Raw genomic sequence first — 16969 nt, 5'->3', positions numbered from 1 at the left:
TTTTATTTCTCAATAATTGACTTTAGATCAGCAGGAGAGTAGTATTTGTTTTTTAATACTTTATGATCTGCTTTTCTGTAGACATTGAACTTTTCACCAGATTTCTCATAAAAAGATTCTACGTCTTTTTCTTTATAGAATTCAACGGTTTCATTAGCCTGCTCTTCGTTATCACATGCTTTTGACATATTAGAACGCTGAACTTCGTTGAATAGCTCTACAAATTTGTTGCCAAGTCCGAATTCCAGTACAGCACCACTTAAAACATACTGTAAATCACAAAGTGCATCTGCAATTTCTACAATATTATTGTCAGCAATCGCTTGCTTTAATTCATTAAGTTCTTCCTGTAGAAGTTCTACTCTAAGGTTACATCTTTCCGGAGAAGGTATTTGTGGGGTGTCTAGAATAGGGGCTTTGAAAGTAGTATGGAATTCTGCTACTTGGTTCAAACTATCAATTTTATCCATGAAATTTTTTATTTATCACAAAGATAGAAAACGATTTGTTAATGGTGAAATGTAGACTACAAAATAAGTACTCATAAATGCTTACTTTTTTAAACCACAGACGATCTTTAGATTTGTATTATCTGGATAATTTCTGAGCGGTTAGGTTAAGAATAACAAAAAACCACAGCTATAGAGCTATGGTTTAAGATATACTGATGCTATTCAATTATTCTACTTCCTGATATTCCCAGATTCCTGAGATATTTAATATTTCTAAACTGGGTTGTTTCTCTCCATAACTAAATACACAGATATAGTTCGTGTTGCAGGAGATACAGTGAGTTCCGAAGTATAAGGTAGGCAGATCATTTACGGTTAATTCTCCATAATGCTGCATTCTCTGTGAGGTCTCGGTTGTCATTTGGTTTCCTAATAAATCAGATTTTGACAGTACTTTGCCTTCATTATAAATTTGTAATATTGGAAATCCCGATTGATAGGGAGATATTTCAACTGTATTTTCATGATTACATTCACTACAGGTAAATTGAACTATTGCAGCCGGAATAGCGTCATCGTTGATGAATCTGTCTTTTTTGAGTAAAGCTTTTTTACCAATCTTTATCTTTTTTGATATTGAATACATCTGAGTTTAATTTATTTCTAAATAACAGTTCCTTCCAGGTTAGGGTATTTTCCGCTTGGGCTCTTTTTAATTGTAACTTTTATATACCCTTCTTCCGCTAATTTATTCCAAGTTTTTGGATATCCGGTATTAATATCAATAGGAATTTTCCACATGGTCTGTTTTCCGTTTCCAGTCTGATTAAACCAAGGTATAATATCTGCTGTTTGAGATGTAAAAGGTAATGCATTAAGGACATCTATCTGATAATAGAAATCGTATTTGTTTTCAGGCTGATTTAAAGCTCTTTGGGCAAACGTATACACATACCCATTAATGATTGGGCTGGTAAAGTTTCCGCCTAATGTTGGTTTTCCGCTTCCATTATAACTTCCTACAGCACCGCTATATCTGTCATATTTTTGTCCGGCTTGTATGGCAACATCATCCACAATATTATATCCGCCGTTTGCCGGTGGCCAACCACTGTTCAGGTCGTTAGCTTGGAATAGTTTTTCCAATTCTTTCCAGTTGCCCAGCTTATATAAGTCAAATGCCTGAGCTCTGATTGTTGCGTTGACTTTGTTACCGGGATCATAAGTTGCCGCAAAATCATTAGCATCTTTATAAAATACAATGGTAACCGGACTTGGTTTGGTAACGATCTCTTCTTCTCTGTCATCAGAGCTACAGGCCATTGAAAAAGAGGCAATAGCCAAAATAAAGAAGTACTTAAATAAATGTTTCATATAAAAAATTTAAAATTATGTGAAATTTAAATAGGTATTATCAGGGATGCAGATCAAAGCCAATGCTTATGGATAGAAAGATTATCTTTTACCACTATACCGTTTTTCTTTAATATAAAAAGGTTTGATTTCTACTGCGATGAGTTGTTTCTCAAATAGAAATAAAGAATTAAAATAACGGGATAAATCAGTATCAGAAAGCTATTGAAAGCTTCCCCTAAATACAAACTGATAACGGTACAATAAAAGAGTAGTATTGAGTGATAAAATTAGCCAAAAATCTAACATTATATAATATTATTTTTAATAAAATGTTATTATTGAAATTAATTACATGAATATTAGTGTTTTAAATGATGAAATATCAAATTGAATAAAAGTCCAAATAAAAAAGACCACTCCTATGAGCAGTCTTTCCAATTTATATTTAAAAGTCTTATTTTTTAATAAACATTTTTGAGAATTTCTCAATCTGGATTACATAATTTCCTTTTATCAGGTTACTTACATTCACTGTTCCGTTTTGAAGAGAGCCTTCAATAACCAGTTTTCCGGACATGTCATAGATTTTAAATCTTTCTGATCTGGTATTTGAAAGTGTTAAAATATCTTTCACCGGATTTGGATACAGCTTAATTTCTGTGGAACCTGCTAATTGGTTTTCTGCAGTAGATAACTCGCTGGTGGTTACAGAAATATTGGCATTGTTAACATCAAAAAAGATATGATTGCTTCCTTTCACCATAATTCTTCCAGAACGGGTTGCAACATTAGGAATGACCACAGCTTCTGAACCATCATTAGGCGTTCCAGCCAGTAGAGTAGTCCAGGTTTCTCCATTATCTGTAGACCAAAGGATATCTACATTAGCTGCATTAATATTATTAGCTGTTGTTCCTGCCACATCCCAGGTTACGGTTTGTGAACTCCCACCCACATAAGATAAAGCGCTGTTTTGTGAAGTGATAAGGAAAGGTCCTGCAAGAGCATTCACTGTGATTTTAGCATCATCAGAATTGTTTCCGGCTCCTCCTAATCTGTTATCTCTAACAGTCAACCTGAAATTCAGATCTCTTGAAACAGAAGATAATGCTTCAACATTGATCTCTTCTCCCATGGTTTCCGTTTCTCCTTTTAAAACAGTTGCCATTTGTGGAAAATACCTTACTGGAGAAACTGTAGGCACCCATGATCTGAATGTAGGTCCCGCAGTTTTAGTAGCAGTAGCTGCAGAATTACTTCCCGTTTGAGAAGATGTTCCATGATCCATCTGTTCCCAGATATAGGTAAGTAAATCTCCATCCGCATCAGTTCCAGAACCTGTTAATACGAATGGTGTACCTTTAGGAATTGTATAATCTGCTCCGGCATTAGCTGTGGGGATCGTATTTCCTGTAGGTGTATTAACAGAACATGTCTTTGTTTTAATATTATTTGTGATTTGTTCAATGCTTCGGGAATGAAAAAACGGATCTGAATGTTTTTGTACATCATAAGGCGTAATTCCTGCATATCCCATAATTGTAGATCCGGATCCCGGTTCTACAGGCTGTAATCCTATTTGTGTACTATTAGACCAGGTATGGTTTCCTCCAAACTGGTGTCCCATTTCGTGGGCCACAAAATCAATATCAAATGTATCTCCTGCAGGAATACCGTTAGAGGGAGAAGTATATCCGCTTCCTTTATAATTTTCAGGATAAGTAGTTCCCTGATAAACATAGGTTGACATATCATCACTGCATAAACAGCCTATACATCCTGCATTTCCACCACCACCAGTAGCACCGAATAAATGACCAATATCAAAATTTGCATTTCCGATTTTTGAACTCAGATCATTCATTAGCTCAAAATTCCACTTGTTCATTTGCAAGGACACAGAAAAAGGATCGTTATTAGCGTCTGTATAAACAATAGTATCATTATTGGGAATCAAAACCATCCTTGCAGCAAAATCATTCTCAAAAATACCATTAACACGGGTTAATGTATTATTCATAGCTGCCAGAGCATCTCCTTTTGTACCTCCAAAATAGGCTGCATATTCTCCTGTACACGATAGTGCCAGTCTGAATGTTCTTAAAACAGCATCATCAGCATTTTTAGCTGTAATAACATTAGAAGTACCTTTTTGGGCGGATTCCAGGACTTTGCATTCAAAATTGTTTAAGTCATTTTTTCTGTCAGAGCGTTTATAAACAGCATAAGTGGAAAGGTCTTTGCTGTATGGCTCAATAAAAACAGCTGATTTATCACCATAAATTTCCATGGAAGATAACCCTAATGAAGAAATACTGAAATAAACCGTTGATGTTTTATCCTTTACTCCCTGGCCGATATAGGATTTAATATCCGGGTATTTAGCCGCTAATTCAGGATCAAAGTTTGAATTTTCCATTACAGTAAAACGTTCCATTTTCCCCAATGAATTGGGAAGAGAAATAATAACCGATGATTTTTCTGTTGCTCTTTTAGGCGTTCTTGCCAGTACATTTTTCAGCCCATTAATGTCCAGATGAAAAATTCTTGGATCATTTATATTTTTCATATTCTCATGAACAGAGGAAGAGCTTTCTTTATTTTTTTTAGACCATAGACGATCTGTTTGCGCGGAAGAAACGCCAGATAATACCAGCATCCCCATCATTAATAATTGTTTTTTCATGTTGCCGTGATTTTTTTATATCATTCAAAACTAAGGAAAATTTTATTAAAATATTATTTTTCTTTAGAATAATTTAAAATAAGAATGGGAGAAAAAATTCAACTCATTGAATATAAGCCCATAAAAAAACTGCCCTATAAATAGAGCAGTTTCACATCGTTTACAATTTTTATGGTGACTAGTTTTTAACAAATCGTTTAGAAATTTCACCAATCTGAATCATATAAGCTCCTTTAATCAAATTGCTTACATTTACAGATCCTCTCTGAAGTTTTCCTGAGTCAACTACTTTTCCACTCATATCAAAGATTCTATAATCTTCAGATGTGGTATTAGAGATATACATAATATCTTTTACTGGGTTAGGATATAGTCTAATATCAGTCATCAGATCTTTCGTATTAGAAAGTTCTCCTTTTCCTGAAGATGTAATATTTACTGTATAATCCTCAACCTGTCCATATGTATAAGCCTCACAAGATGAAGTAGGAATTGAGCTGTACTTCATCATTACTCTCATTCTTGTAGAACCAAGAGCAGCTGTTGAAGGGATAGTAACAGATCCTGTAACCGGACTTGTTGTAGAACCAGCTTTTGACCATACCAATTCACCACTGTCTGTAAAGTCGCCATCTCCATTATAATCAATATAAACAGCATAAGCTTCACTGTACTTCGTAGAAGTCCAAACCGGAGTGATAGAAAGCGTATAAGCAGTTCCTCTTGTTACATTGGTAGAAACAGAAGTAAAGTTTTCGTAACCAGCAGTTCCTGTTGATGTATTATTGATAGTACCGAATTGTACGTTACCAATTCTTTCATCAGCGGTATTAGATGCTGAAGCTGAACAGTAAGTAACTGTACCCCCTGCAAGTGTTGTAACATTCACAGTATTACTTGAAGAAGAAGCATTACCTGCTGCATCTTTAGCTTTCACAGAGAAGCTGTAAGTAGTGGATGGAGTTAAGCTCGTTACGGTATAAGTAGTAGAAGCTGTAGAACCTACTAATGAAGCTCCCATATATACATCATATCCTGTAACCCCAACATTATCTGTAGCTCCCGACCAAGATAGGTTTGTACTTGTAGAAGTAGTTCCTGAAGCAGCAAGGGTAGGTGCAGTAGGAGCAACCGTATCAGGTGTTCCGGATCCCGCATTTACAGAAATATTTGAATTATTTACATCAAAGAAAATGTGATTAGCTCCTTTTACCATAATTCTTCCTGTAGTAGTAGTAACGTTAGGAATGGTTACAGCCTGTGAACCATCATTAGGAGTTGCAGATAGTAGAGTAGTCCATGTATTTCCACTGTCTGTAGACCAAAGAATATCTACATTAGCAGTGTTTACGCCATTTGCTGTAGTTCCTGCCACATCCCATGTTACGGTTTGAGAGCTTCCACCAGCATAAGTAGTTGCTGAATTCTGAGAAGTTACTGCAAAAGGTCCTGCAGTACTGTTTACTGTAATTACAGCATCATCAGAATTGTTTCCTGAACCTCCGGCCTTATTATCACGAACGGTAAACCTGAAGTTTAATGTTCTGGCCACTGAAGAAAGTGCTTCCACAGCGATCTCTGTACCCGCAGTAGTAGTAGAACCTGCTAAAACAGATGCCATTCTTGGGAAATATCTTGTAGGAACAGTTGTTGGTGTCCATGATCTGAAATTAGGACCTGAAGCTTTTGTTGCACTTGCTGCAGAACTTGCTCCGGTTTGAGAAGAAGATGCACTATCCATCTGTTCCCAGATATAAGTTAAAGAATCACCGTCTGCATCAGTTCCGGTTCCTGTTAATACAAATGGAGTTCCTTTTGGAATTGTATAGTCTGAACCTGCGTTGGCTGTTGGAATAGCATTTCCTGTACTCGTATTTACTGAGCAGGTTTTAGCTTTAATATTATTGGTAATCTGTTGGATACTTACCGCATGGAAAAATGCATCAGAGTGAGGTTGAACATCCTGGCTGGTAATTCCAGCGTATCCCATGATTGTTGATCCGGATCCTGGTTCCATATTTACACCTGTACCTTCATTTCCATGAGAAAAAGTATGATTTCCACCAAACTGATGTCCCATTTCATGTGCTACATAATCGATGTCGAAATTGTCTCCTGAAGGAATGGAATCTGCAGGGGAAGTATAACCGCTACCTTTTGAACCGTTTGTACAGATACATCCGATACATCCAGCATTTCCTCCACCTCCGGAAGCTCCAAATAAGTGACCGATATCGTAATTAGCTTCTCCAATAACAGATGTTAATGTACTTTGTAATTGGGAATTCCAGCTGCTCATCCCTGATGCTGCAGAATAAGGGTCTGTAGAAGCATTGGTGTAAATAACCGCGTCATTGTTTGCGATAAGAACCATTCTTGCTGCAAAATCTTTTTCAAAAACACCATTTACACGAGTCATTGTAGTGTTCATTGCAGCTAATGCCTGTGCTTTTGTTCCTCCAAAATAAGTGGTGTATTCTCCTGTACAGGATAATGCCAGTCTGAATGTTCTCAATTTAGCATCATCAGCATTAGGTCTGGCTGCAATATTTGCAGATGTTCCTTTTTTAGCGACATCTATTACAGTACATTCAAATTTACTAAGATCATCATTTTTGTCAGATTTTTTGTACACAACATATGTAGAAAGATCTTTTGCGTAAGGTTCAATGAATACTGCGGATTTATCACCATAGATTTCCATAGATGACAGTCCTAGTGGAGAAACACTGAAATACACTGTTGAATTTGGATCTTCAAGCCCCTGGCCTACATACGATTTGATGTCAGGGTATTTTGCAGCTAATTCAGGAGTGAAGTTGGAATTTTCTTTTACTTTAAAGTTTTCCATTCTGCCATCAGAATTCGGGAATGAGATGATGACTTCTGATTTTTCGCCAGCTGCCAGCCTCTTTGGAGCTTTAGCTAAAGCGTTTTTCAAACCATTAATATTCAGGCTGAATAATCTAGGATTTCTGATTCCTAATTTGTTTTCAAAGGTCTCTGAAGAGGTCTTTGAGAATTCCTGAGACCAAAGGCGATCAGTCTGCGCGAATGAAACTCCTGTAATAAGAAGCATTCCAAGTAGGGTTAATTGTCTTTTCATATTAAATATTTGTTTTTATTATGGTAAATCGAAATTAATAAAAATTATATTACGAAAAACAAAAATTTTTAAGAAATTTTTTGAGTATTCATTTAATATATTATGCAATACATTAAATATACTCAAATTTACATTGTCCCAAAATGAAAAAATGACATGCGTAAATTACGCATGTCATTCATTATCAATTAAAATAATTTTCAGTTATATTTTATCGTCAGCAGTAGGTCCGTAAAGTCCGGGAACTTTATTTCCGGTTGATCTTAAATAAACAACCAACTCACCTCTGTGATGATACAAATGATTATAAAGAAAACCTCTTACTACCTGAACTCTTGGTGAAGCTGGAAAAAGAGCGTTTCCATTCATTTCCATCTTCCATTCATTGAAATAAGTGCTTTCATCAGAGTCTTCCAAGACCTTTTGTGCTTTAGCTACGTTTTCTTCAAACTTGGCTACAATATTTTCAGCTTTGGAAATATCACCTTTATCATACTGATAGCTACCCATGTCAAAGACATCCTGATTAAAGGTAGAGTCGTACCAGTTGTAAACTTCTGCAATATGAGAGGCCAGCTGGCCGGTTGTCCAGTTTTTTTCAGACGGTTTCCAGTCTAAAGCGCTATCAGGGATTGCTTTTAAAATTTTTCTGGTGTTTTCAGCTTCGTGCAGAAATTCACCTAAAAGTGCCTGTTTAATCATTTGTATGAGGGTTAAAATTATTTTGTAATATCTCTTCCGATCACCAGTCTCTGGATTTCAGAAGTTCCTTCCCCAATAGTACAAAGTTTAGAATCTCTATAGAATTTTTCAGCAGGGAAGTCCTTTGTATATCCGTACCCTCCGAAGATCTGAACCGCATTGTTAGCAATTCTTACACAAGCTTCAGAAGCATACAACTTCGCCATAGCTCCTTCTTTTGTCATTTTCTGCTTAGCATTTTTCAATGTTGCAGCTCTTTGAATCAACAATTCTGCAGCATCAATTTCTGTAGCCATATCTGCCAACATAAAGTTGATGGCCTGGAATTCAGAGATTGATTTTCCAAACTGATGTCTTTCTTTAGCATATTTTAAAGCCGCTTTATAAGCTCCTCTTCCTGTTCCTAAACTTAATGCAGCAATAGAAATTCTACCTCCGTCAAGAATTTTCATAGCCTGTTTGAAGCCTTCACCTACTTCTCCTAAACGGTGAGAGTCTGGTACACGTACGTTATCGAAAATTAATTCTGCGGTTTCAGAAGCACGCATTCCTAATTTATTTTCTTTTTTTCCTGAAGCAAATCCAGGCATTCCTTTTTCCAAAACGAAAGCAGTAGAGTTATTTTTAGCTCCTTTTTCGCCTGTTCTGGTCATTACTACGGCAATGTCTCCTGAAATAGCGTGCGTAATAAAGTTTTTAGCACCATTAATGATCCACTCATCACCATCTCTTACTGCAGTGGTAGACATACCTCCTGAATCTGAACCGGTATTGTGTTCTGTTAATCCCCAAGCTCCGATTACTTTTCCGGAAGCCAGCTGAGGAAGCCATTTATTTCTTTGCTCTTCATTTCCGAACTCATAAATATGATTTGTACAAAGAGAGTTGTGCGCTGCTACAGAAAGACCAATAGACGGATCTACCTGAGAAATTTCATCCAGGATAGTAACGTATTCATGATAGCCTAAACCGGAACCTCCGTATTGCTCAGGAACTACGATTCCCATAAAGCCCATTTCTCCAAGCTGGTGAAATAAGTCTTTTGGAAAAGTCTGGCTTTCATCCCACTCCATAATATTCGGTCGGATATTCTTTTCTGCAAATTCTCTAGCTGTCTCCGCTATCATTTTGATGTTGTCAATTGTCTCTGTATTCATATTGATAATAGTTAGTTCCCAAAGATAACCAAATTGACGGAATGCTAAAAAAAATTATTACATTCACAATAAAGGAGCTTTCAATATTTTAATTTCCAATTTTTTATATTTCTAAAATTAATGTTTTCTTAATAAAATATTCAAACTTTTACGTATTTTATTTTACTAATTTAGTCCCCCAATTTTTAAGGCATGAAAAAAATTCTACTTCCTATTATTTTGATTTCTTCTTATATTTCTGCGCAGGCTCCTCCTGGATATTATAACGGAACTGCCGGACTAACCGGTTATGCTCTGAAATCTAAGGTACATGATATTATTTCGGAAAAAATGATAAACTGGCATTATGATGACCTTCCGAATCTTTATAATCAAACGGATCTTGATAAATATTATGATCACGATGCTTCCAATACAGAATATCTTTTGGATATCTATTCCGAAATTCCCTTGGGGCCGGATGCATATGAATACAAGTCTAATCAAATGATAGCGGGTGCTGGTGCTGAAGGAATGGGCTATAATAGAGAGCATATGATGCCTCAAAGTACATTTAGCACAAGCTCTAATATTAGTGATTATCCTATGTATTCAGATCTGAATTTCATTGTTCCTGTGGATGCATATATTAATCAGCGAAGAAATAACTATCCTTATGGTGTAGCAGGTACTACTAATTATTATACTTTCACCAACACTTCAAAGATATCTAAGGCAGCCATTCCTAATTATCCTTATACAGGAAGGGTGTATGAGCCAATCGATGAGTTTAAAGGGGATGTTGCGAGAACTTTACTGTACTTCGCTGTAAGATATGAAGGCAAATTAGGTTCGTTTAATACAGCCTATAGTACATCTGCAACCATAACACCAGCTACAGATCAATGTCCGCTTGATGGAACGGAAGAAAGAGCTATTGATCTCCCTTATGTTGCTATGCTTAAGCAATGGAGTGCTATGGACCCTGTTTCACAGAGAGAGAAAGATAGAAATAATGCAATATATGCCATCCAGAAAAACAGAAACCCATTTATTGACCATCCAGAATGGATTGATATGATCTGGTCTGAAAGTCCTGATAGCATTGCTCCTTTAGCTCCGGGATCACTGGTTTCAACACAACAGAATGCTTATTTTGTCAATCTGAATTGGACCGCTTCTCCTGATACAGATATTTTAGGGTACAGAATTTATATGAATGGCTCAGAAACACCTGTCGCTGTTACAAAAGGAACTGCTATAGCCATAGATCACTTAAGCCCGTCCACCACTTATACTTTTACTGTGAAGGCTTTTGATAAAGGATACCTGGAATCTCCTTTCAGTAATACGGTTACAGCCTCAACTATTGCTTCAGATTCATTTGCTCCCGATCTTATGATCACAAAGTATATATCAGGAACAAATAATATTGCAAATACTATTAAGAACAACGCTTTGGAAATTGTTAATAAAACGGGACATGAAGTTAATTTAAATAATTATAGAATTAATACCCAGCTTAAGAATAATGCTACAGGTGCTATTTATAATGCGGATACTTACGAACTGGAAGGTAAAATAGGGAATAATGAAACTTTTGTAATCCTGAATCCCAAAGCTAATTTATCATGTTATTCCAATGATCAGGCTAAATTTGTAACAGCGTCAGATCCTATGACTTTTAAAGGGGAGAATTATGTAGAACTTGCTTATAATAAAACAATTACTGTAGACGCGATTGGTACAAAATACATACTCAATAATAATGGTAATGTTTCATTATACAGAAAGAATACAATCAACCAGCCTAATAGTACATTTACGATCGGAGAATGGGACTCTTATCCATCCAATTATTGTCAGAATCTTGGAACATTATCTACTACAGAACTTATTGCATCCAAAGATAAAAAGCTAGGGATATATCCAAATCCGGTATATGACCGCCTTTTTGTAAATGGGGATATTGAAAAAATAAAGACCGCTCAGGTTATTGATTTCTCGGGAAAAGTAATCCTTACAGAAAAAGATCCGTTCAGAAACAAGAAAGATATTTCTGTACAGGGAATCCCTACAGGAACCTATATCTTAAGACTGGATGATCATACTCAACCATTTATTAAAAAATAGTAACTCATATTTTAATGATACCCAACCTAACAGGTTTTTGAAACCTGTTAGGTTTTATTTTTTTTAGAGATGGTAGTCTAACCTTGCCAGGGTTCCAAACTCTGGCAAGGTTAATTAGCCCTGATAGGAGCGGTTACCCCACAGCAGGCAGTGGCGAAAAGACAGGAGCGAGGAGTATGAGCGGATAGCAGGAAACAGCTCCCCCAATAAAAGAATATGAAAAAAGTTGAGCTAATATTCAACATATCATGAAAGTTTTTCATTGTATTTAATCTTTTTATAATTTTCACATTTCATCTAAAGCCTTAAAAACCTTATGTTTACTATATAATTGATATAAGCAGATTCGCTAATAATCAATATCTATAAGTGTTTGTGCTTATATTTTTTATTTATAAGTAATTATGCTTATATTTGCAGTATGATAGCGGTCATTACCGGTGATATTATAAATTCACAGCATGCAGACACTGAAGTTTGGATTACCAAACTTAAAAATCTTCTCGAAACCTGGGGAAGCGCTCCCGGCACATGGGAAATCTACAGGGGAGACGAATTTCAGTTCAAATGCAGTATTGATTCTGTTTTCTGGCATTTTCTAGCCATAAAATCCCTTATTAAAAGTCAGGAAAACCTGGATGTAAGAATGGCCATCGGCATTGGTGAAGAAAGTTTTTCTTCTGAAAAGATCACCGAATCTAATGGTACTGCTTATGTGAATTCCGGACGACTTCTGAATGACCTGAAGAGTGATGGGCACACCGTTGCCATTAAAACATCAAACGATTCTGTTGACAGAGATCTTAATATTTTATTGAAATGGTCATCCAAAGATTTTGATAACTGGACTATGGCAACATCCGAAATCATTCATGAAATGATTATGAATCAGGATATCACACAGGAAGATCTTGCCAAAAGATTTGCTATTTCACAGTCTTCTATCAGCCAGAGACTGAAGCGAGCTAACTATGAGCTCATCGTGGAAACCAATCAGTATTTCAGAAAGAAAATATCCGAACTATAAGCATGATCTTTATCAAACTCATATTGGCACATCTACTCGGAGATTTTATACTTCAGCCAAATTCATGGGTTGCTGATAAGGAGAACTATAAACTAAAAAGTAAATATTTATACTTTCATGTTCTGATTCACACTATTTTAAGCTTCATTTTTCTTTGGGATTTACAGCTTTGGTGGGTTGCTGTTTTAGTTGGTGTTACTCATTTCATCATTGATGCGGCTAAACTTAGTTTCCAGACTATCAAAACGAAAAAAAGATGGTTTTTCATCGATCAGCTGCTGCATATTTTAGTGATTGCAGGAGTATCTTTTTATTTTGTTGAATTTAATTTCAGCTTTTTACAAAATCAGGAATTTTTAAAGATAATAATGGCAGCCTTGTTTCTCACAACACCGGCTTCTATTTTTATCAAACTCCTTTTGTCATCCTGGACACCTTCTCCGGATGGTCCTAACTCTATTCAAACCGAATCTTTATCAAGTGCCGGAAAATATATCGGAATTTTAGAACGTCTGCTGGTGTTTACCTTTATTATGGTGAATCACTGGGAAGGCGTAGGTTTCATGGTGGCTGCCAAATCTGTTTTCAGGTTCAGCGACCTTGCACAGGCAAAACAGAGAAAACTTACAGAATATGTATTAATTGGTACATTGTTAAGTTTTGGACTGGCTGTCTTAACAGGAATAATAATAAAATAAATCAATAAATCTAACTACAATTTAGAAAGTAAAATTATGAGTCAAAAGAAAGAAATGTTGTACGAGGGTAAAGCGAAACAGGTATTTGCTACCGATAATCCTGATGAAGTAGTAGTACGTTTTAAAGACGATGCTACAGCATTTAATGCTCAAAAGAAAGGTCAGGTTGATCTGAAGGGAGAAATGAATAACGCAATTACTACCCTTATTTTTGAATATTTAAATGAAAAAGGGATCAAAACTCATTTCATCAAACAATTGGACGAAAGAGAGCAATTGGTAAGAAAAGTATCAATCATTCCTTTGGAAATGGTGGTAAGAAATTACTCTGCAGGAAGTATGGCACAAAGATTAGGAGTGGAAGAAGGAATTAAATCTCCAGTAACCATCTTCGATATCTGCTATAAAAAAGACGAATTGGGAGATCCGCTTATCAATGATCACCACGCAGTATTTTTAGGAGCTGCTACTTATGAAGAGCTTGACGAAATGTATGAATTAACTTCAGACATCAACGAAATCCTTATTGACCTGTTTGATAAAATCAACATCATCCTTGTAGATTTCAAAATCGAATTAGGAAAAACTTCAGACGGTGAAATCATCCTTGCGGACGAAATTTCTCCTGACACTTGCAGACTTTGGGATAAAGATACAATGAAGAAGCTTGACAAAGACAGATTCAGAAGAGACTTAGGAGAAGTAACTGAGGCATATGTTGAAATCTACAACCGTCTTAAAAATCTTTTAAAGAAATAAGATTTTAGACACCAGATTTCAGATATCAGATGATTGGTGCTGAAAATACTTTGTTAGTTAAAACAAAATTAAAATTTGAAGTTAGCTTTTAGTCTGAGATCTGAAATCTGACTTCTAAGATCTACAATTAGAAAAAATAGAAATGAAAAGTTTAGACATTCATAAAAGTGAATATTTAAAACAGTTTGAAAACCAGGTTTACGGAAGGAATCTTTTCAGAACTCAGGAAGAAGAAAGACTAGATGCTCCCAATGAGGAGTGTGGAATCTTCGGACTGTATTCGGATGAGGATCTTGATACGTTTTCTCTTTCACAGTTCGGGCTTTTTGCATTACAGCACAGAGGCCAGGAAGCTTGTGGTATTTCCGTTTTAAAAGATGGAAAAATTACCAATATGAAAGATGAAGGACTGGTTTTAGATGTTTATAAAGACATTCAGCATCCTGAAACTTTTATGGGGAATTCTGCAATTGGACATACCCGTTATACCACTGCAGGAGATAAAAAGAAATATAATTTCCAGCCATTTTTCGCGAAAAACGAATATGACCAGATTATACTTTCTATAGCACACAATGGTAACCTTACCAATGCGAAAGAATTAAAAACAGAATTAGAAGCTGAAGGCGTAGTTTTCAGAGCAACATCCGATTCTGAGGTGATCCTTAGATTAATTCAGAAAAACCTTGATCTTGGTCTTCGTGGAGCGATTAAAGCTACTATGGAGAAAATTGAAGGAGCGTATTCCGTAGTGGGAATGACAAGAAATAAATTCTTTGCATTCAGAGACTTCAATGGGATTCGTCCATTGGTTTTAGGAGCTATTAATGAGAATTCTTATGTGGTGGCTTCCGAATCTGTGGCATTAGATGCTGTAGGAGCTCAATATGTACGTGATATTCTTCCAGGAGAAATCATTTACACCAACGAAAATGAGCCTGGAAAGCTTAATTCTTATATGATGGATGAAGCGAAAGGAAAACAGAGAATCTGCTCTTTCGAATACATCTATTTTGCAAGACCTGACTCTACCTTAGAAAACATCAATGTATATGAGATCAGAGAAAAATCAGGAGAAAAGATCTGGGATCAGGCTCCTGTAGAAGCTGATTTGGTTATTGGTGTTCCGGATTCCGGAGTTCCTGCTGCCATTGGGTTCTCTAAAGCCTCAGGAATCCCTTTCCGTCCTGTTTTAATTAAAAACAGATACATCGGAAGAAGTTTCATTGTTCCTACACAGGAAATGAGAGAAAGGGTAGTAAACCTTAAGCTTAACCCGATTATTTCAGAAATGAAAGATAAAAGGGTAGTGATTATTGATGACTCTATCGTTCGTGGAACAACATCCAAGAGATTGGTTAAGATTCTTAAAGATGCTGGAGTAAAAGAAATTCACTTCAGAAGTGTTTCTCCACCAATTATTGCTCCATGTTACCTGGGAATTGATACTCCATCCAAAGATGATCTAATCTCAGCCAATATGACGACAGAAGAACTTAAAAACTATTTAGGAGTAGATTCTTTAGAGTTTTTAAGCATAGACAACTTAAAAGAAATTTTAGGATCTTCTAATCACTGTTTCGGGTGTTTTACAGAAGAATATCCGGTAGGAAAAGGAGAGGAAGCAGTATTATTTAATTAATACTTCTTATATAAAATAGAGAGCCAGACATTTACTGTCTGGCTTTTTTGTATTATGCCATACTAAGGAACGAGGAATCTCAAAACCTTCATCCTATTCAAAGCAAACTACCATTAAATGTAGCATATTCTTAATATTCCGGTATTATATAATACACAGGTAAATTTTAATTTTATAAGATTAAAATTAAAGGATATGAAGAACGCATTTTTATCAGCTATATTTCTTATGGCCACCCAACTATATTCAGCACAGACTTTCGATAACCAGGCCCATCGTGGTGGAAAATCATTATATCCGGAGAACACAATCCCGGCTATGAAAAATGCATTAAAAATGAATGTCACGACTTTGGAAATGGATCTGGCCATCACAAAGGATAAAAAAGTAATTCTTTCTCATGATTCTTTCCTTTCTCCTGAATTAATCACCAAACCAGATGGAACTTATATCCCAAAGGATTCCGGTTTTTATTACAAAATTTATGAGATGCCATACTCAAAAATTCAGACATTTGATGTAGGATTAAAGAAACTTGACAATTATCCCGACCAAAAGAAAATGAAGGTACAGAAACCTCTTTTTTCAGAGATCATAGACGCTTGTGAATCCTATTCCCGTGAATTGAAAAGACCTTTACCTTATTATAATATAGAAACCAAAACACGTCCATTCTCAGACAACATATTTCATCCTGAGCCTAAAGAATTTGTAGACCTGATGATGAAGGTTATTGTTGAAAAAGGAATTCAGGACAGGGTTATTATTCAGTCTTTTGATCCCAGAACACTTGAGATCATTCATAAAGAATATCCCAAAATAATGACAGCCTTCCTTGTAGAGAAAGTTGATGATAAGAAATTAGAACAACAGCGAGCCAATTTCAAAAATATTCCGGTGGAAAAATTTAAATTATATCCAAACCACCTGAATGGAGTAGCAGGAGATATGAAGTTTCTAAGCTTCACCCCAACCATTTACAGCCCCGATCACAAGCTTGTTACTCCTGTACTTATACAGGAATGCCATGCATTAGGAATGAAAGTAATCCCATGGACGGTTAATACGAAAGAAAGGTTACAGGAATTAAAAAATATGGGAATAGATGGCGTAATCAGTGATGATCCGAGGATATTTGAATAGTGATTTGCTCTAAAGCCTGAAAGAAGGAAATTATTATCATTAAAAAACAATAATATTGAAACCTTTGAGTTCTGTCATCCCGACGAAAGAGAAATCTCAATGAGCTTACTAAAGTTGATAGCAGAGTAT

13 protein-coding genes are annotated in these 16969 nt (G+C 35.8%); 6 read left to right on the top strand and 7 right to left on the bottom strand.

What is annotated here, in order from left to right; genetic code table 11:
* Nucleotides 1-2: 2 nt before the first annotated feature.
* The 7 genes from BLS98_RS12245 to BLS98_RS12215 all read right to left on the bottom strand — a co-directional run bounded on the left by BLS98_RS12245 (nucleotide 3) and on the right by BLS98_RS12215 (nucleotide 9459).
* Complete coding sequence (locus BLS98_RS12245; protein WP_045496588.1) at nucleotides 3-470, bottom strand: pyrophosphohydrolase domain-containing protein; 468 nt, start codon at nucleotides 468-470, stop codon at nucleotides 3-5.
* A 208-nt stretch (nucleotides 471-678) separates the two neighbouring features.
* The gene (locus tag BLS98_RS12240) at nucleotides 679-1098 is read right to left on the bottom strand and encodes a hypothetical protein (protein WP_089736782.1); all 420 of its coding nucleotides are present in this window, start codon (nucleotides 1096-1098) and stop codon (nucleotides 679-681) included.
* Nucleotides 1099-1115: 17 nt separating this feature from the next.
* The gene (locus tag BLS98_RS12235; RefSeq protein ID WP_089736781.1) at nucleotides 1116-1826 is read right to left on the bottom strand and encodes a glycohydrolase toxin TNT-related protein; all 711 of its coding nucleotides are present in this window, start codon (nucleotides 1824-1826) and stop codon (nucleotides 1116-1118) included.
* Nucleotides 1827-2262: 436 nt separating this feature from the next.
* The gene (locus BLS98_RS12230; protein ID WP_089736780.1) at nucleotides 2263-4494 is read right to left on the bottom strand and encodes a zinc-dependent metalloprotease; all 2232 of its coding nucleotides are present in this window, start codon (nucleotides 4492-4494) and stop codon (nucleotides 2263-2265) included.
* A 178-nt stretch (nucleotides 4495-4672) separates the two neighbouring features.
* Nucleotides 4673-7600: a reprolysin-like metallopeptidase gene (locus BLS98_RS12225; RefSeq protein WP_089736779.1), complete on the bottom strand. Its 2928-nt coding sequence runs from the start codon at nucleotides 7598-7600 to the stop codon at nucleotides 4673-4675.
* A 204-nt stretch (nucleotides 7601-7804) separates the two neighbouring features.
* Nucleotides 7805-8302, bottom strand: a complete 498-nt coding sequence (locus BLS98_RS12220; protein WP_089736778.1) for a DinB family protein — start codon at nucleotides 8300-8302, stop codon at nucleotides 7805-7807.
* A 17-nt stretch (nucleotides 8303-8319) separates the two neighbouring features.
* Entirely contained in the window at nucleotides 8320-9459 is a 1140-nt protein-coding gene (locus tag BLS98_RS12215; RefSeq protein WP_089736777.1) for an acyl-CoA dehydrogenase family protein, read from the bottom strand.
* Between the two features lie 192 nt (nucleotides 9460-9651).
* Between BLS98_RS12215 and BLS98_RS12210 the strand changes: the two genes are divergently transcribed.
* From BLS98_RS12210 to BLS98_RS12185, 6 genes are all read left to right on the top strand, one after another.
* A complete protein-coding gene (locus tag BLS98_RS12210) occupies nucleotides 9652-11571 on the top strand; it encodes an endonuclease (RefSeq protein ID WP_089736776.1) in 1920 nt (639 codons plus the stop codon).
* Nucleotides 11572-11992: 421 nt separating this feature from the next.
* Nucleotides 11993-12598, top strand: a complete 606-nt coding sequence (locus tag BLS98_RS12205; protein WP_089736775.1) for a SatD family protein — start codon at nucleotides 11993-11995, stop codon at nucleotides 12596-12598.
* Between the two features lie 2 nt (nucleotides 12599-12600).
* Complete coding sequence (locus tag BLS98_RS12200; RefSeq protein WP_089736774.1) at nucleotides 12601-13296, top strand: DUF3307 domain-containing protein; 696 nt, start codon at nucleotides 12601-12603, stop codon at nucleotides 13294-13296.
* Between the two features lie 36 nt (nucleotides 13297-13332).
* Entirely contained in the window at nucleotides 13333-14055 is a 723-nt protein-coding gene (gene purC, locus BLS98_RS12195; RefSeq protein ID WP_068943250.1) for a phosphoribosylaminoimidazolesuccinocarboxamide synthase, read from the top strand.
* Between the two features lie 142 nt (nucleotides 14056-14197).
* On the top strand, nucleotides 14198-15697 hold the full coding sequence (purF, locus tag BLS98_RS12190; protein WP_089736773.1) for an amidophosphoribosyltransferase: 1500 nt from the start codon (nucleotides 14198-14200) through the stop codon (nucleotides 15695-15697).
* A gap of 195 nt (nucleotides 15698-15892) precedes the next feature.
* A complete protein-coding gene (locus tag BLS98_RS12185) occupies nucleotides 15893-16840 on the top strand; it encodes a glycerophosphodiester phosphodiesterase family protein (RefSeq protein WP_089736772.1) in 948 nt (315 codons plus the stop codon).
* Nucleotides 16841-16969: the final 129 nt, after the last annotated feature.

The organism is Chryseobacterium jejuense (assembly GCF_900100075.1).
GTDB classification, from domain to species: Bacteria; Bacteroidota; Bacteroidia; order Flavobacteriales; family Weeksellaceae; genus Chryseobacterium; species Chryseobacterium jejuense.
The sequence above is the reverse complement of the archived record's forward strand: the minus strand, read 5'-3'. Positions and strand labels throughout refer to the sequence as shown.